Genomic DNA, 17,200 nt, shown 5'->3' with positions numbered 1-17,200 from the left:
TCTGAGATAGTGTTAATTTTGAACAATTTGCCTTGGCCTACGATAACATCTGTAAATACTTAGCAGAAGAATATCCATCGGAGTTTTTTCACTGGCTATTGGGTGAAGAACCTCAGGATATTCAGGTACTTAAAACTGAATTAAGTGCTGAACCAATTCAAGCTGATGCTCTGAGTTTACTGCAAAGTACAAACCAAATTCTGCACCTAGAATTTCAAACCCTGCCCCAATCGGAGCCACCATTACCATTTCGGATGTTGGACTATTGGGTCAGACTACACCGCAAGTACCGATGTCCGATTGAGCAGGTGGTAATTTTTCTTAAGTCTACGACCTCACAGATGGTATTCAATAACGAGTTTAGAGATATTAATACCTGGCACCGTTATAGAATAATTCGCCTGTGGGAGCAAGACCCATTACCACTATTGGCCAATCGGGCTTTGTTACCCTTGGCAACTTTAGCCAGGAGTAATCAGCCCCTAGGATTGTTAGAGCAAGTCGTTGCTGAAATGGATAAAATTGAAGAAAAACCATTACGGGGAAATCTAGCGGCCTGTGTGGATGTACTGGCTGGTTTGCGGTTTGACAAAGATTTAGTGCGTCGATTGTTAAGGGAGGAAGTTATGGAAGAATCAGTCACCTATCAAGATATTATCCAAAAGGGAGTCCAAAAGGGACTCCAGCAGGGACTCCAGCAGGGACTCCAGCAGGGACTCCAGCGCGGCAAGCAGGAGGGAGTCCTATTAGTTGTGATGCGTTTGCTAACCCTGAGGTTAGGTTTACTTGACCCTGTGCTCCAACAGCAGATTGAGGGATTATCGATTACTCGATTGGAGGAATTGAGTGAAGCGTTGTTGAATTTTGAAACAGTAACGGATTTAGCGGTTTGGTTGGATAACTAGGGAATAGGGAATAGGAAAAAATAGGGAATAGGGAACAGGAAAAAATTCTGTTTATCCCTACTCCCGACTCCCTACTCCCTACTCCCTACTCCCTACTCCCTATTCCCTGCATCCCCTGTCAACGAAAATGCTGCCCAAAAATAAGGATGGGGATATGTTTCCCGTAAATCTTTCTGGGCTTGCTGTAATGCCTCGGCTTTGTTCATTCCCCCTTGCCAATGGCTGTAAAATTGCTTCATTAACAGTCCTGTCGCAGCATCATCCACATTCCAGAGACTTGCGATGATGGTGGGGGTTCCGGCATACAAGAAAGCACGGGTTAGTCCTACTACTTCATCACCCCGGCTCAATTCACCGATTTTGGTCTGGCAGGCGCTGAGCACAACTAAATTGGTGGTACTGGTTAAATCTAACCCGTAGACTTCATGAACTTCTAAGGAACCGTCGTGCTGGGTATCTTCTAGTAGACGGATGGCGCTGAATAGGGGGTTACGAAGGTTGTACTCCCCATGAACCGCTAGGTGTATAATTCCCGATTGTGTAGCCCTAGACCGGAGAGCGCTTTCGGTAGCCGCTTTCCCCACCAGGGCTTTGGTCTTGAAGAGCTGGGCAATGGTCTCTACTTCTTTTTGAGCATGAGTTAAGGGGGAAAGTCCGGGAATGGTGGGATCTCCCAGGGCGAGAAGACTGCCTGTGGTTGATTTGCCCTTGTCGGGTAAATAGCGCAGGATGCTAGCACTGGGGAGGGACAATAGGGCGTAGTTGTCACTGAGGTACTGCTTGCCGTCAGTGAGGGCAGCGAAGGGGAGATAGTGCAGGATACTGTGGGGAACAATGGTGATGGTGGTGGTGTTGAGATGGGGCTGGAGGGGTACAATTAGCCAGTCGTGCAGGTTTTTCAGTTCTAGGGGATGGGGTTCATCTAAGTCAGCAAAGTCTTGGAAGAGTGTCAGTTCTTCGGTCAGTTGTTGGCGAGTGACATTGAGGGGGACAGTGTGGAAGCTGTTGCGGGTGATAATGAAGGCTAGGGTGCGTTCATCCGTGACAAAGTACTCGACTAGGGTGGTATCCGCATCCAGCAAGCTTTGGATTTCAGGGAGGGAGGCAACCTCTACAGTTTTTAAGCTAGCGATTTCAGGGTTTTGGACTTTTAACTCAACCAGCAAGTCCTGGTATTTTTTTCGCAGAGCAGTTCGGTTGTTTTCGATTTCAGGAATCCTGTCGTTATCCCACTGGTTTTTGGGACCGTTGCGGAGGGTAATTAATTGCTGGCTGAGGGCATTGATTTCACCTTTGAGGTCTTGTTCCCGTTCCAGGAGTTTGGAGTCAGCCCCAGCACGAAAGTCTACTCTACCATTAGCGAGTTGGTCGAGGAAGGCTTTGGCTCTTGCCCGTTCGACATAGTTGAAGGCTGCTTCAAAGTCTTTTTGGTTCCACAGTAGGTTGATGAGATTTTCGTAGGTATTGACCTGTTGACTGGCATAAGAGGTTTTAAACTCTTCTACTTTGATGTCACCTTGGATAGATTCTTTAACCTTGATGGCTTGCTTGTAAAACTCAATCGCTTTTTGGTATTGCTCTAGGTTATCGTAAGCAAGGCCGAGATTGTTGAGGGAGTAGGCTTCTCCCTGACGGTGTTCCAGTTCCTGTGCCAGGGATAAAGACTGCTGAAGAAACTCAATCGCTTTTCGGTATTGCCCTAGTCTACGGTAAGCATTCCCGAGATTGCCCAGGGAGTAGGCTTCCCCCTGACGGTGTTCCAGTTCCCGAGCCAGGGATAAGGACTGCTGATGAAACTCAATCGCTTTTCGGTATTGCCCTAGGCTATGGTAAACAAGCCCGAGATTGTTCAGGGAGTAGGCTTCCCCCTGACGGTCTTCTAGTTCCCGCTTCAGGGATAAAGACTGCTGAAGAAACTCAATCGCTTTTCGGTATTGCCCTAGGATATCGTAAACAAGGCCGAGATTGTTGAGGGAGTAGGCTTCCCCCTGACGGTCTTCCAGTTCCCGAGATAGGGATAAAGACTGTTGATGAAACTCAATCGCTTTTCGATATTGCCCTAGTCTACGGTAAGCATTCCCGAGATTGTTGAGGGAGTTGGCTATCCCCTGACGGTCTCCCAGTTCCCGAAATAGGGATAAAGACTGCTGATGAAACTCAATCGCTTTTCGGTATTGCCCTAGGCTATCGTAAACAAGGCCGAGATTGTTGAGGGAGTAGGCTTCCCCCTGACGGTCTTCCAGTTCCCGAGATAGGGATAAAGACTGCTGATGAAACTCAATCGCTTTTGGGTATTGCCCTAGCTTACGGTAAGCAAGGCCGAGATTGTTGAGGGAGTGGGCTTCCCCCTGACGGTTTTTGAGTTCCCGCGCCAGGGTTAAGGACTGCTGATGAAACTCAATGGCTTTGCGGTATTGCCCTAGCTTACCGTAAGCAAGGCCGAGATTGCCCAGGGAGGCGGCTTCCCCTTGGTGGTATTTCAGTTCCCGAGATAGGGATAAAGACTGCTGATGAAACTCAATCGCTTTGCGGTATTGCCCTAGGTTATAGTAAGCAAGGCCGAGATTGCCCAAGGAGTTAGCTTGCCCCTGACGGTCTTCCAGTTCCCGAGATAGGGATAAAGACTGCTGATGAAACTCAATCGCTTTTCCGTATTCCCCTAGGCGATAGTAAGCAAGGCCGAGATTGTTGAGGGAGTTGGCTATCCCCTGACGGTCTTCCAGTTGTCGATAAATTCTTAGGGCTTCTTGCCAGGACTTCAGCGCAGCTTGAAATTGACTGGTCTTATCTTGTTCAATTCCCTGCTGTAACAGTTGGTCAGCTTTAGCCTTAAGTAACTCTGAGGGCGTGGCTGCTCGCCAACTCAGGGTATAGTTACCAGTTACTTGCTGATTGTAGGAGTTAGCCAAAATGACATAAGTCCCCGTGGTCGGTAGAGTAACCGTAATCCGGGCATTTTTGCCCTCACCACTGTTGTTATCCTTAGCAATCCGGTTACCGTCTGGGTCAATTAGAATCAGGGAAGGGTCAAACTCATCGCTGGTTAGTTCTATGGTAATCTGTTCGCCTGCTTTCCCCTCAAAGGTATGGCGATTGTAGTACCTGTTGTTCAGAGTCTCGCTGCTGCTATTAACGCGATCGCGAACTGTGGTACTCTTTAAAGCAATCCTTTGACCAGAAGACTTCATTAAGGGTATAGTCTCTGGAGCAGTTAGAGATTGTGCTGGAATTTCCCAAAACCTGGGGTTAGGGCGTGTCTTCAAACTCGGAGATCCCCCTAAATCCCCCTTAAAAAAGGGGGACTTTGAGAATGGCTCCCCCCTTATTAAGGGGGGCTGGGGGGGATCATAATCTTGGGGAAAACTTTGAAAACACGCCCTAGTCTCGGCTCCCAACCCTGGACAATTCCCCACTCCTAGCAACGTTGCTATGGTAAAAAATACAGACTTAAGTGGCACTGGCTTTGACTGGTAATTTCCAATAGAGAAGAACTGAATCAAATAGGAAGTTTAATGTAGGGTTTATGAAATGTTACTTTAACTCTGCCAGTCGCTTTTCTAATTCCTCTACCCGTTTGCGATCGCCAAACTGTTCATAGATTGCCTTCGCTTGTTCTAACAAACTCACTCCTTCTTGCCGATTCCCACGAGCATGCTTAACTTCCCCTAATCCAGCTTTGGCTGCTGCCAGTTCTTCCCAATGCTGATTTTCTGCCAGTTCGACTGCCTTTGAATAAGGAATCTCTGCTTCCAAAACTAGTCCTATCCGTCGATACAAATCACCCAGTAAGCGATAAATCGGTACTATTTTTTGATTCTTTTCTAGTCCTTCCAGGATTTCAATGGCCTCAGCCGTTAAACCGTAGTCACCATAGAGGTCAGCTAGAGCTAAGGGCTTGAACTCCTTTGGTAGATTCTGTCCCTTAATCAGTCCATCAATCACCTGAATTTTTTTAGCTTGATCCGACTCAATCAGCTTAAATCCCAGTCCTCCAGTCTTATCCTCTTCAGAGGTGCGATTGGTATCAGCCTTAACGACCAACTTATAACTAACTCCAGGTTTTAGGGGCTTATTCCCTGGATAAACAACCTGACAAATACCCTTTTGACAAACCTGGTCTCGACTAAATTCCTCAGTCCAATCCAATCCTCGCCCTCTCACTGTAACGGTGAAACGGCTAGCATCGGTGGCATCATGCCAGCGTAGAGTGGGCTTGTCAGTGAGTAAACGAGTTGCCCGTGGGCTGATAATGTAGGGAATATAGGACTCTGGCGGACGTGGTGTGACAATTCTCCCAGAGCTTTTTCTTCGCGGTGGTGGACATATGGCATTGATGCCTGTTGTTACCCCAGCAGTTACAGAGCGAATTTTACCATGATCACAAAATACCTTAACCCTAACCCCCGATGCTGGTCTGACCAGATCCCCTGGATTTATAGTGGTATAGTTAGGCACTGGATGGAAACGTGACCATCCCTCCCGTTCTAGCTCAACTCTACCTGTGGTTTTAAAAATCCAATGCCCTGCCAGTACTGGCTTACTCACCATACTTCCCAACATAATCATAACTATGGTCAAGATCGGGGCAGAGCAAATCAGCTTACTTAGTCGATTCACTAGTCTTGTCCTGAGCATCTATGCGTTCACGAGCCATCCCAACCCAGATATCTTCATCAGGGTTACGGATATCAGTATAGCGTAAACAAATTTTCCATTCTGCCAAGGCATTGTCTGGATCTTTTTCTGGTTTGTTTTCAATGACTTGAGCTAATAAACAGTGAGCCGCCGCCGGAGTTTGCTTAAACTCTTCCTCAAGTATTTTATCGAGTTCAATAGCATCTCTGAGATAGGTTTCGGCATCGGCATAGCGTCCTTGCTTCAACCTTGCCCAGCCCAAGTTTTTCAATAATGCATATTGAGTGTCATTTTGAATTTTAATATCCTCTGTTTTAAGTAGTTTATTTTGAATATCCTCTTCTTGCATATTCTCTAATCCTGTCAAAAGTAACGATACCGCTTGGGAATATTTTTTGTCTTGAATATACAACCGTCCCAATTCATTATAAGCAGCATCTAAGCCCCCCTGTGCCGCTAACCTATACTGAGTTCGCGCCTTCTTAAAATCCTGTAAATCTTCATAAATACGACCCAAATTATAGTGAGCGTCTGCATTATCTGGATTAAGACTCAATGCTCGTTCATAATTAGACTGAGCACTTGACCAGTCCCCGTCATCATAATTCTTTACACCCTTTTCATTAACGTAGTCCGAAATCAAGGGCAACGATGCTCGAAAGCCAATTAAGGAAATTAAAAGTACTCCCGATAGTCCCAATTTAACTTCTTGCCAAAGATATTTTTTAATCCCTAATCGTAATTGAATATCTTCAATTCCTGTACGACCAGCTTTGGTTAAAATTCCCCCAGCTGTCAACAAGGTCAATGCACTCTGGGAAATCACCGCAAAAGAACCTAGAAAACCCGGACTAGTACTCAAAAAACGGGAGGAAATATCTACCACTAGACTCACCGATGCGGTTAACAAGGCAACTGTCCCTGCATTCCAAAACCAGTCCAAATGGTCTCGTGGATGAGTAGGCGCTTCCAGAAACCACCACCAGTAGTCTTTTGGGGGATGAAAAATAATCCGCAAATCCGCTAATTGCACAGTCTGAGTAATCAAACCAGCCTGCTTTTTTAATCTGCTATCTAATTCAATCAGTTTAATCAGTTTATCTTTAGAAATGTGGGCAATATCAGCAAATTTTTCGTGAACAATATTGCGAGCAATCAGGACACGAAGAATGGCTTCAGCAGATGGTTTATTGTCAGTTTTTTCAACAGCGGTCAGGGCAGCTTCATAATGCTTGAGAGTAGAATATAACTCTAGGATGCTCATTCAGCTAATAGCAAAGGGAGTAGGGAGTAGGGAGTAGGGAGTAGGGAGTAGGGAGTAGGGAGTAGGGAGTAGGGAGTAGGGAGTAGGGAGTAGGGAACTTCGAATCAGGGAACAGGCAAGATGCCTATTCTACCAAGATGCCTATTCCACCCACCAGCTCAAACAGCTTTAATGAGATGCATCCTTCTGATTTAAATCTTATCTAAAGGTATTCTGTAAATCAGAACTACTCCGCTATCATAACTTGCATCAATAAACAAGATCCAGGTGCTATAAATTTTCTGGTTCAGATTTAATACAGTGTCTGAGATAGTGTTAATTTTGAACAATTTGCCTTGGCTTACGACAATATCTGCAAATACCTAGCAGAAGAATATCCATCGGAGTTTTTTCACTGGCTATTGGGTGAACAACCTAGAGATATTCAGGTACTTAAAACTGAATTAAGTGCTGAACCCATTCAAGCTGATGCTCTGAGTGTACTCCAAAGTACAAACCAAATTCTGCACCTAGAATTTCAAACCCTGCCCCAATCCGAGCCACCATTACCATTTCGGATGTTGGACTACTGGGTCAGACTACAACGGAAATATCGATGTCCGATTGAGCAGGTGGTAATTTTCCTAAAGTCTACGACCTCACAGATGGTATTCAATAACGAGTTTAGGGATACTAATACCTGGCACCGTTATCGAATAATTCGTCTGTGGGAACAAGACCCATTACCGTTGTTAGCCAATCAGGCTTTGTTACCCTTGGCGACTTTAGCTAGGAGTAATAGCCCTAATCGATTGTTAGAGCAAGTGGTTGCGGAAGTAGATAGAATTGAAGAAAAACCATTACGGGGAAACCTAGCGGCCTGTGTAGATGTACTGGCTGGTTTGCGGTTTGACAAAAATTTAGTCTGTCGATTGTTGAGGGAGGAAGTTATGGAAGAATCAGTTACCTATCAAGATATTATCCAAAAGGGAGTCCAGAAGGGACTCCAGCAGGGACTCCAGCGCGGCAAGCAGGAGGGAGTCCTATTAGTTGTGATGCGTTTGCTAACCCTGAGGTTAGGTTTACTTGACCCTGTGCTCCAACAGAAGATTGAAGGATTATCGATTACTCGATTGGAGCAATTGAGTGAAGCCTTGTTGGATTTTGAGACAGCAACGGATTTAGCGGTTTGGTTGGATCACTGCTGAGATTTAACTGTCAGTGTTCACCTTGTCAGAGGAAGTTATGGAAGAATCAGTTACCTATCAAGATATTATCCAAAAGGGAGTCCAAAAGGGACTCCAGCGCGGTAAGCAGGAGGGAGCCCTATTAGTTGTGATCCGTCAGCTAACCCTGAGGTTAGGTTTACTTGACCCTGTGCTCCAACAGCGGATTGAGGGATTATCGATTACTCGATTGGAGGAATTGAGTGAAGCGTTGTTGGATTTTGAGACAGCAACGGATTTAGCGGTTTGGTTGGATCACTAGGGAATAGGGAATAGGAAAAAATTCGGCGTTGCTGAATCAAGCAATGAATAGGAGTAGAGTGGGCATCCTGCCCGCTCGAAAATAAGTATGAAACTGGCAAGATGCCAGTTCCACAATAAGCATGAAACTGGCAAGATGCCAGTTCCACAATAAGCATGAAACTGGCAAGATGCCAGTTCCACAATAAGCATGAAACTGGCAAGATGCCAGTTCCACGCAAGATGCCCATTCCACCAACATGTCCATTCCAGAAAACTCTTAAAATCATTCCATTATTAAGCAACGCCCTAAAAAAAGCGATGCAGCGCGGTCTTGGGGAGCCAGTGCCGCCAAAGGGGGTTCCCCCCATGAGCGACTGCCGTGGTTTACCCCACTCGCTATTGCATCAAGAAAGCGATCGCATTTCCTAATCCGATCGCTTTTTGCGGTTCTTCAGTTGTGTCAATAGTTTGGTGCAGTCAAGGATTAGGATGCCAGGGCGACTTCCACGGTCTGCTGCAATTCACCATTTTGATACATCTCAATCATCACATCAGACCCACCGATAAACTCTCCGTTAATGTACACTTGAGGAATCGTTGGCCACTTGGAATATTCTTTGATTCCCTGACGGATGTCGAAATCTTGTAGTACGTCTACAGTTTCGTAGGGAACTCCTAAGTGATTCAGAATTTGGACAACATTATTGGAAAAGCCACACTGGGGCATTAGTTTGCTGCCCTTCATGAATACCAAAATTTTGTGGTCTTGTGTTAATTTATCTATTCTCTCTTTCAGTTCTGGTGTCATCGTTTTCTTAAACTCCTGGGATATCTAGATAGTTATTTTGATAGTCGATATTATATTAGTCTAGCGATCGCAAAATCCTAGACTCTTCTAATTATGACTTACGCCAGTTTACTGCTTGCCAGCCCACGCTTCAGGGGTATAGGTTTTTAGGGCTAGGGCGTGAATGGCCTCTGTTGCCAACTCTTGGCTTAGGGCACCATAAACCAGCTGATGTTGTTTCACCAGGGATTTACCTTCAAACTCGGAGGAGACAACAATGGCTTGCAGATGGTTACCACCCCCTAAATCTTCTACCTTTACCTGAGCATCCGGTATCGATGCTTTAATCTTTTCTTCAACTTGCTGTGTACTAATCGGATCCATTTTTTTTGTTCTAGTTTCTAGTCGAATTTCTAAAATATACTAAAATTAAACGTAAGCATATGCGCTACGCGCACCCGTGCGCGTTCAGCGCTCAGCGCTCAGCGCTCAGCTTTCCGTAACTCAGATGAAACCAATGCTTACCTCTTGTTTTATTCAAAAGCACCTCAAGTAGCGTGCCCATAAGCTGATAGCTGATAGCTGTTCGCGTAGCGTGCGCGTAGCGCTTAAGCTGATAGCTTACAATTTAACTGCCTTTATTAGAACCAGCGGATGAGGTGGGCTGGCTATTGCCATTTCTAGGAAAGGGAGAATCGACGAATCCTAGCTCAAACAGCTGTTGGTAGGATTTTTTTCCCAATTCCCTGGTTGGATTTTGAGACCGAATAATTTGAATTAACAAGGGGACAGCTAATTCTGGCTGGTCATTGGCTCGATGGACTAGGGCTAGCCGATAGGTAGCTTCATCTCGCTTTTCAGCAGTTTCCAGGGCTTTTTGCCGTTGAGACTCGTAGACTCGGTTGTCAATGCCAGAAAAACTGGAAGCCAGCTGTTGGTAAAAGTTAGACAACTGGTTGAATATCTGACGTGCTTCTTGGAGTTTTTTGGCAGCTACGCTATAGTTCCCTGAATCAATAGCGTTAGTCGCCTCTTGCATCATCCGCTCTCCCCCCGGCATACTCAATAGGCTGTCTTCTTGAGTCAACGGTCCGGTATTGTTGGGGTCAGTGATGTCTGATTCTACTTGGATATCAGCACCTTGTGCCTGGGCTGGTGGCAGTACTACCAAAGCTGCCATCACGGGAAGAGCAACGAAACAGGCGAGCCTGACCGAATTAAGAGTGCCAGAATAAACCATACTATAGCTTTGGGAATTGGTTACCTAAAATGATAGAGTAAATCCAAACTATTGGTATAGTACCATTACCAAACTGGATCAAGGGCTTCTTGGAAAGGTAAAGCAGGTACCAGAGTTGTTGGATTTAAGGTTCAGACTGAAACTAGTCCTAAAATGTTCCGTAGGGTATGTCAGTGTGCTGATAGCTGATAGCTGTTCGCGCAGCGTGTGCGTAGCGCATAGGCTGACTACTTACAGGTTAACTAGTTACCTTTAATCTGGTTGTTGGTATGGACTGTTGTGTTTTATATCCTAGCTTGGCGTCAGATTTATCCTATTCTATTCCGTTGATTAGTCAAGGGAGTAGGGAGTAGGGAGTCGGGAGTCGGGAGTTGGGAGTTGGGAAAGAGAGGGAAGTGTGGGAGATGGGGAGATGGAGAGATGGGGAGATGGGGAGATGGGGAGATGCTTACAAGGGTAGGTTTTTTAAAAAGGAGGTACTTTTATTACGTATAAATTAATAAAAATATGTATCAAAATACACTATAATTTCCGGGATAATTCTTCCCATTTCCCGCTTTTCCCGACTCCCGATTCCCGACTCCCGATTCCCGACTCCCGACTCCCGATTCCCTACTCCCGATTCCCTACTCCCAGATCCGCTGTTCCCTGTTCCCTGTATATAGATATAGCTCGTTAGTTAGATTTTTTAATTTCTTCACATTATATTCACAAGATGGTGATTTAATAAATTATACCAGTTGAGTCAGTATAATACAAGACATGAAGCTCAAGGTAAACCCGCCCAACAATCACCCTTTACGGTTGAAAATGGTTGTTTTTTTGATTTATAGTGGCTTAGTCTACTTAGGGATTGCTTCGTTATATTGGTTTGTGGTATTTCCCATAAATTTTATTGAGGGGTTTCTTGAAAAATCCCAACTCAATAAACTATTTTTTTTGGTAAATCAAGTAGAGCAAAAAGACAAAATTTTGTTTTTTATAGCTGTTGTAATAATGGCTATTGGACTAGTAATTTTGATTAAACTTTACTACTTAAACAAAGGTTTATATAACCTCTCAAAAACTGGTATAACTGTCAAGACTACTATCGGTACAGAAGACAAGCAAATAATTCAATGCTTGAATAATGCCCTGGAGTGGCTGAGTTCTGATCAGATTGCCCTACGGCTAGGTGGAATTTATGCCCTAGAACGAATTGCTAAGGTTTCTGCCCAAGACCACTGGAAAATTATGGAAATTTTATCGACATTTGTGCGATATCAGTCCCCTGGGAAGATTCATGTAGAGCAGCAAAAGCAAATAAATGACTCATCCAGTCCTCTTCCAATTACAGAAGACCAAAAACTCCCTATTGATATTCAAGGTGCCCTAACGGTTATTGCAAGGCGCGACAGCTCAAAAGAACTCGAAGATCAGAAAATTGATTTATGTAACGCCACACTGATTGGGGCAAACTTAACAGAAGCAAACCTGCAAGAGGCATACCTTAGTGGCTCCAAACTACAAGGAGCTTGTCTTAATCAGGCTAATCTAAAAGGAGCATATGTGATCGGAGCCAATCTAGAAGGGGCAGACTTTAATCAAGCTAACCTCCAAGGAGCATACTTGATAAAAGCTAACTTGACAGACGCTTGCTTATTTGATGCTAACCTAGAAGGGGCATTTCTCAGGAGAGCTAAGCTAGAAAAGGTAATCCTCTGGAACGCTAATTTACAGGGGGCATCTTTGATTCAAGCTAACTTGCAAGAGGCAAATTTAGAGGGAGCTAATCTCCAGGGTACAGATTTAAGAGAGGCTAACCTCCAAGGAGCTAAAAATCTGACCCAAAAGCAGATTGAATTGGCACAGATAGATAGCGAAACTATTTTACCAGACTACCTGATTAGGAATTAATATTAGTATAATAAATTGGCTGTATTTTTAGGAAACAGAAGACAGAAATTATATCGGGTGCATCTTATATTTATTTGTAAAAAGATCATCCCTCAAGAATTCCATTTAGATAATTTTTGAGGCCATATTCCCTACTCCCTACTCCCTACTCCCTACTCCCTACCAAGAATCGATGATAGCGGTCGGGTAGGGTACGCGATCGCATAAACTAATGGAATCTATAAAATTCCATAAAAGAGAGGGTGATCCGTGGCTACGGACTACATTTTGTTTATACATGGTGTCAATACTCGCCAAGATCGAGAAACACCCCAATACGCTGACAAGCTTTTCGATCTGATTCAAAATAATGTTGAGTCATCCGTTCAACTCAAAAAGATCCCTCTGTACTGGGGTAATGTGGTAATTGAGCAGGAGAAGGACCTGGTGACAGCATTACAGGCATCGAAGGTGTGGAATGAGTTCTGGTTCAGAGAGATACTCTTAAACCGTCATTAATCGGGATAATCCGGTATAAAACGGTCAAGGTGCAATTTATTGTTGCCTGAGGGAGGAGTGGTAGTCAGCAATTGGAGTCAAGCCTCCCACTAATCTGTCTAGGCGTTCCTGGCATCTCGGCCAGGAGTTCCTTAAAAGCCTTAGTTTTGCTATGCTTGCCATTAAGCCATCCAAGCTCGATGGCATCAAGTAAACTAAGTCCCATTCCTTCCAAGAAACGCGCGGTACGACGCAACAATACTGCCTGTACCTCGGTTTTAGCCATGTACCGGGTGATTTCCTGATCCGTACCTCTGTCAAGGATATTTTTGGCAGCATTATGGTCAGCCTGCAACACGACCCCATTAAATCTGGTAAAACTGTCCCCGCTTCTTTTCCCCAGAAGGGTTCCGGTCACGGAGTCAATTTGCGACGTGTAACTAGGCTGGACTTCTGTAACAACCGACCCAGTCCAATTAGCCCATTTCTGTAACGAATCCCGCATTACTCCTTTCATCCAACTATTGAGCTGGCGAGACATAGCCTTGGACTGGCGTTTATTCAATATTGGTTGTGTTAAATCTTCCGCAAAAACTAAGAGTGATTCGCCATTAAACAGCGACTTAGAAGCAGCTCCTATTATTGCTGTCAGCTCTGACTGATTCTGTCTGTAGCGCTTATTTTCTGTCTTTCGGTTTAAATTATTTTTTAGTATTCGAGCCGATTTGACTGGATCTAGTTTTTCCAGTTTTCTATGTATTGCCCAAAGCTTCCCTCGATTACGATTCTTGGCACAAATACGGTCGGACTTTTTAGTAGTCGCCTTGCCCAAGTTCAAACCATGCCCTTGGCCATCTGAGTCATAGAAAGCCTCTGTGTACCCTTTATCTATCCCAACAGGACGGCGGTTGGCGGGTACTTCTACGGTTCCATAGTCTACTAAGAAGTGAATCTCAAATCTTTGTAGGGTTTGATTGTGGATTAATCTAATCTGCCCACTTATTTTGCGATTAGATCTGACGATTATTCTGTTTCTTTTTCCTCTTCTTAATCCAGCTAGCTCTAACTGATAAGTGTTGCGGGAGAGCCTTCTGCACTTATAGCCTACTTGTTGATAAACTATCTGGTTCTTGACCCAGGAATGCCCCCGCTGAAACTCCTTTCTAATGAGTCGGTGAAGGAGTGGATTATCCAGGAAAGCTAAGGTCAGTAGTTGCGTGGCATATTCTTTTCTAGCCTTTTGGTTCTCTTTTCCGGGGAGCCTTTTATAGATTTTTTTGACAACGGCATCGGTACAGGCTGCTTGGCTCGCTGTAATGGCTTTTGCTACATCATTAATGGTCCAATCCATTAGCTTAGCAGGCAGCCCCAGGGTGTTGGGAGTCCTGAAGCTCTTTACTTCCGGGATGGCCTTTTTCCAGTCCAGTCCCCAATGGTTAATGCTTCCCAGTTTGTTGTAAGACTCAGCCCTGACGACGCCTAGTTTTTTCATTACCTGCAACAACTCAAACTCTACCGACTTACTCATCCCCACCACGGGGACAATTTGAGTCGATAGTCTCTTAGTTGCTCCTACTTTCAATGACATCGTCAACTGCTGTGTCTTCTTTCTTGATTATACTAAGGCGCTAGTAAAGTGTCAATGTCGGTTTTATACCGTTAGATACCGTTTTATACCTATTTATTGGGATTTAATTGCGCGACTTTCGTGAAAAGCAAATCTTACAATTCGTTGGAGACGGAGCTCTCTACCTCAGCAGACATGTTGGTTCTCTGGCTATTGACCAGATGAGTAGACAAGCTGATCAGGGATTGGAGGGATACCAAGATCAGGACCGTTTGCACCTAGTTACTCACAGTTGGGGAACGATTATCCTATTTGATGTGTTGTTTGCTAGTCGATGGGATGACCCAAGTATACCTGGTCATGAGAGTATTCAGGAGATTCGCAAAAGCATTTTGGGAATCGAATCTGAGCAAGACAGTGCCATTCCTCTGGCTAGTGTTCATACCATGGGTTCACCGATTGCCCTATTTACTCTGCTCCATATTGTTGGCAAAACCAGAGATGGCAGTACCCATGATATTAGTTCCAAATTAAAGGAGTTACTGGCAATTCTGACTCAACAAGGAGTGGCGTTACCCTGGCAAAACTTTGTACATCCGGGGGATCCGATTGCTTGGCCCCTAGAAGGAGTGTTGCCAAAATTAGTAGATGAGTATGACAAAGTTATCAAACTTGAAGATGTACTTACCTACGGTTCTGGATTCTTATAAAATGTCGCTAAACCGATACAATCGACATTTTTAGCATTAATCAATGGTGGCAGTGCTCACAGCAGCTACTGGACTAGTGAGAAGGTGGCTAAAAAAATTGCAGAGACCATTGACAATACAGCTAAAGGCTCCTATTTTTTGGGCCCATCCATAACGCGCTGATGGCTAAGGCTCAAGGAAAATTACGGATTACCGGTTACCGATTATCGATTACCGATTACCGATTACCGGTAAATTTCCCGTTTTAGGGATCTTGTTCATCCTCTTGATAGACTATCAAGTCCCCTGGTTGGCACTTGAGTGCTTTGCACAGAGAGTTGAGTATGTCTTCGTCAATTCTAGGTAGACGGCGATGCCGTTTTAGCCTGGAAACGGAGTTAGGATGCTTTCCAATTATCTCAGCTAGATCTTTGTTGCTGATGTTGCGCTCAGCCATTACTACTGCCAATTTCCAGTGAATTACCACTTTAGTGTTTAACCTCTTACCATACTAAACGCTCGTTACGTTTGATTGTAACCTCTCACAGCATGAATTGTTGAAAATAATACTTCTCTAATTTTTTTTTAAACTCAAAGTGTTGACAAACTGGCCAAGATAGGATATACTATAAAAGTACGCAGTTACAGTGATTGGCAATTCCCTCGCCAGCACAAAGCGATCGCACATAGGTTCTACAGGCCGGGATGTGCGATCGCTGTTCCACCACCAAAGAAACAAGGTGATATATAAATGGTAAACCCACGTTCTATGCAAGAGCTCATCAAAGCTCCGATCTATGATGTCCCTCAGGGCAAAACCCCAGTCCGCCTCCTCGCCTGTGGTGTACCCAAAGGTGTAGAGAGTGTGATTAACCAATTGCACGTGCTTCGCTTTGCGGAAGTCATAGCGTGGACCCCGCCAATTCCTTCCCCTGTCGAGGGTGAGATCATTCGGATTTTGACTCGCTATGTTCATTTGAGGCGATAGGTTTAGGTAAGCATTCAGCTATCAGCTGTCAGCTATCAGCTATCAGCTATCAGCTGTCAGTGATTAGCTATCAGCGATTAGCTTATGGGTTAGGTCACAGGTTGGAAGCCTGTGCCACCCTGTCTTGATGCAGTCGTTAGGTCACAGGCTGGAAGCCTGTGCCACCATACTTGAGGTGCTTTTGAATAAAATAAGCTGACCCCTGAGCACTGACTGCTGACTGCTGAGTGCTGAATACTGACCACTGACCGCTTTCGCTATATGACTAATCACAATCAATGGAATGCTGATGATTATGCTAAGAATTCTTCAGCACAGCTCAATTGGGCAAAAGAACTAATTAAAAAGCTATCACTAATCGGGAACGAAACACTCCTGGATATTGGTTGTGGAGATGGAAAGATTACTGCTGAATTTGCCAGTATTATTAACAACGGTAGTGTTTTAGGAATTGATTCATCCAAGACTATGGTTGAGTTAGCTCAGAATAAATTTCCTCCAGTAGAGTATCCTAATTTAGACTTTAAACTTATGGATGCTACAGCGATTAACCTCAACCATAGCTTCGATGTTGTCTTTTCTAATGCTGTCTTACATTGGATCACTGACCATGGGTCAGTTTTAAAAGGAGTTCGTAATCACCTGAAACCTCACGGAAAATTACTGTTTCAGATGGGAGGTAAAGGTAATGCTAGGGAATTACTACTGATCATAGATGAAATTATCACTGCTCCAGACTGGAAAGAGTATTTTCTATACTTTACCTTTCCCTATTCATTTTATGGCATTGAAGAGTATCAAAGATGGTTACCAGAAAATGGGTTTAAAGCTCAACGTGTGCAGTTAATTCCTAAAGATATGCAGCATCAAGGCAAAGAAGGATTGAAAGGGTGGTTAAGAACAACCTGGTTTCCGTATACCAATAGAATTCCTCAGGAATTGACAGAAACATTTTTGAATACTGTTGTGGATAGGTACATCCAGCGTTATCCAATAGATAGTCAAGGCTTGACTCATGTCAAAATGCTTCGCTTGGAGGTTGAGGCTTATGCTATCGAGAGGTAAGCTATCAGTTATAAGCTGTCAGTTATCAGTTATCAGTTATTAGCTATCAGCGGTCAGCTATTAGTTATGAGCTATTAGTTATTAGCTTATGGGTTAGGTCACAGGCTGGAAGCCTGTGCCACTTTGAGGTGCTTTTGAATAAAATAAGCTGAGGTTAGGTCACAGGCTGGAAGCCTGTGCCACAGTGCTTTTGAATAAAATAAGCTGAGGTTAGGTCACAGGCTGGAAGCCTGTGCCAC

General features: G+C 44.4%; 17 protein-coding genes. 7 read left to right on the top strand and 10 right to left on the bottom strand.

From position 1 onward, the window contains the following. Window positions 1–32: 32 nt before the first annotated feature. Window positions 33–905, top strand: a complete 873-nt coding sequence (locus tag F6K53_RS25875) for an Rpn family recombination-promoting nuclease/putative transposase (RefSeq protein ID WP_293021707.1) — start codon at window positions 33–35, stop codon at window positions 903–905. A gap of 92 nt (window positions 906–997) precedes the next feature. Here F6K53_RS25875 and F6K53_RS25870 read toward each other — a convergent pair whose 3' ends face one another. The 3 genes from F6K53_RS25870 to F6K53_RS25860 all read right to left on the bottom strand — a co-directional run bounded on the left by F6K53_RS25870 (window position 998) and on the right by F6K53_RS25860 (window position 6,804). Further along, window positions 998–4,168 carry a tetratricopeptide repeat protein gene (locus F6K53_RS25870; RefSeq protein WP_293021705.1) on the bottom strand — a complete coding sequence of 1,057 codons (3,171 nt, stop codon included), beginning with the start codon at window positions 4,166–4,168 and terminating at the stop codon, window positions 998–1,000. A gap of 268 nt (window positions 4,169–4,436) precedes the next feature. Further along, window positions 4,437–5,471, bottom strand: coding sequence for a tetratricopeptide repeat protein (locus F6K53_RS25865; protein WP_293071443.1), 1,035 nt, complete (start codon window positions 5,469–5,471; stop codon window positions 4,437–4,439). 34 nt (window positions 5,472–5,505) lie between these two features. Beyond that, the gene (locus F6K53_RS25860) at window positions 5,506–6,804 is read right to left on the bottom strand and encodes a tetratricopeptide repeat protein (RefSeq protein ID WP_293071442.1); all 1,299 of its coding nucleotides are present in this window, start codon (window positions 6,802–6,804) and stop codon (window positions 5,506–5,508) included. 335 nt (window positions 6,805–7,139) lie between these two features. On the opposite strand from F6K53_RS25860, the gene F6K53_RS25855 reads away from it, so the two are divergent. Then, window positions 7,140–7,991: a DUF4351 domain-containing protein gene (locus F6K53_RS25855; RefSeq protein ID WP_293044212.1), complete on the top strand. Its 852-nt coding sequence runs from the start codon at window positions 7,140–7,142 to the stop codon at window positions 7,989–7,991. Between the two features lie 37 nt (window positions 7,992–8,028). Beyond that, window positions 8,029–8,271, top strand: coding sequence for a DUF4351 domain-containing protein (locus F6K53_RS25850; protein WP_293021698.1), 243 nt, complete (start codon window positions 8,029–8,031; stop codon window positions 8,269–8,271). 36 nt (window positions 8,272–8,307) lie between these two features. Here F6K53_RS25850 and F6K53_RS25845 read toward each other — a convergent pair whose 3' ends face one another. The 4 genes from F6K53_RS25845 to F6K53_RS25830 all read right to left on the bottom strand — a co-directional run bounded on the left by F6K53_RS25845 (window position 8,308) and on the right by F6K53_RS25830 (window position 10,279). Further along, a complete protein-coding gene (locus F6K53_RS25845; RefSeq protein ID WP_293021696.1) occupies window positions 8,308–8,517 on the bottom strand; it encodes a hypothetical protein in 210 nt (69 codons plus the stop codon). Window positions 8,518–8,736: 219 nt separating this feature from the next. Further along, window positions 8,737–9,060 carry a Grx4 family monothiol glutaredoxin gene (gene grxD, locus F6K53_RS25840; protein WP_293044206.1) on the bottom strand — a complete coding sequence of 108 codons (324 nt, stop codon included), beginning with the start codon at window positions 9,058–9,060 and terminating at the stop codon, window positions 8,737–8,739. A 108-nt stretch (window positions 9,061–9,168) separates the two neighbouring features. Next, window positions 9,169–9,423: a BolA family protein gene (locus tag F6K53_RS25835; protein WP_293021693.1), complete on the bottom strand. Its 255-nt coding sequence runs from the start codon at window positions 9,421–9,423 to the stop codon at window positions 9,169–9,171. Window positions 9,424–9,667: 244 nt separating this feature from the next. Then, window positions 9,668–10,279 (bottom strand): hypothetical protein, encoded by a 612-nt coding sequence (locus tag F6K53_RS25830; protein WP_293021691.1) that lies wholly within the window; start codon window positions 10,277–10,279, stop codon window positions 9,668–9,670. 810 nt (window positions 10,280–11,089) lie between these two features. On the opposite strand from F6K53_RS25830, the gene F6K53_RS25825 reads away from it, so the two are divergent. Together F6K53_RS25825 and F6K53_RS25820 are read left to right on the top strand one after the other, a co-directional pair. Beyond that, window positions 11,090–12,175 carry a pentapeptide repeat-containing protein gene (locus tag F6K53_RS25825; protein WP_293071441.1) on the top strand — a complete coding sequence of 362 codons (1,086 nt, stop codon included), beginning with the start codon at window positions 11,090–11,092 and terminating at the stop codon, window positions 12,173–12,175. A 249-nt stretch (window positions 12,176–12,424) separates the two neighbouring features. Then, a complete protein-coding gene (locus F6K53_RS25820; RefSeq protein ID WP_293021689.1) occupies window positions 12,425–12,673 on the top strand; it encodes a hypothetical protein in 249 nt (82 codons plus the stop codon). A 64-nt stretch (window positions 12,674–12,737) separates the two neighbouring features. On the opposite strand, the gene F6K53_RS25815 is transcribed toward F6K53_RS25820, so the two are convergent. After that, window positions 12,738–14,240, bottom strand: a complete 1,503-nt coding sequence (locus F6K53_RS25815; RefSeq protein WP_293071440.1) for a zinc ribbon domain-containing protein — start codon at window positions 14,238–14,240, stop codon at window positions 12,738–12,740. Window positions 14,241–14,347: 107 nt separating this feature from the next. Here F6K53_RS25815 and F6K53_RS25810 point away from each other — a divergent pair, with 107 nt between their 5' ends. Further along, entirely contained in the window at window positions 14,348–14,929 is a 582-nt protein-coding gene (locus tag F6K53_RS25810) for a hypothetical protein (RefSeq protein ID WP_293071439.1), read from the top strand. Between the two features lie 244 nt (window positions 14,930–15,173). On the opposite strand, the gene F6K53_RS25805 is transcribed toward F6K53_RS25810, so the two are convergent. Continuing rightward, window positions 15,174–15,395 carry a helix-turn-helix transcriptional regulator gene (locus F6K53_RS25805; RefSeq protein WP_008188939.1) on the bottom strand — a complete coding sequence of 74 codons (222 nt, stop codon included), beginning with the start codon at window positions 15,393–15,395 and terminating at the stop codon, window positions 15,174–15,176. Window positions 15,396–15,482: 87 nt separating this feature from the next. After that, window positions 15,483–15,884 carry a hypothetical protein gene (locus F6K53_RS25800; protein ID WP_293082649.1) on the bottom strand — a complete coding sequence of 134 codons (402 nt, stop codon included), beginning with the start codon at window positions 15,882–15,884 and terminating at the stop codon, window positions 15,483–15,485. Window positions 15,885–16,157: 273 nt separating this feature from the next. On the opposite strand from F6K53_RS25800, the gene F6K53_RS25795 reads away from it, so the two are divergent. Continuing rightward, window positions 16,158–16,961: a class I SAM-dependent methyltransferase gene (locus tag F6K53_RS25795; protein WP_293021679.1), complete on the top strand. Its 804-nt coding sequence runs from the start codon at window positions 16,158–16,160 to the stop codon at window positions 16,959–16,961. The last annotated feature ends 239 nt before the right edge of the window (window positions 16,962–17,200 follow it).

The sequence above is a fragment of the Moorena sp. SIO4A1 genome, from assembly GCF_010672065.1.
GTDB lineage: Bacteria > Cyanobacteriota > Cyanobacteriia > Cyanobacteriales > Coleofasciculaceae > Moorena.
The sequence above is the reverse complement of the archived record's forward strand: the minus strand, read 5'-3'. Positions and strand labels throughout refer to the sequence as shown.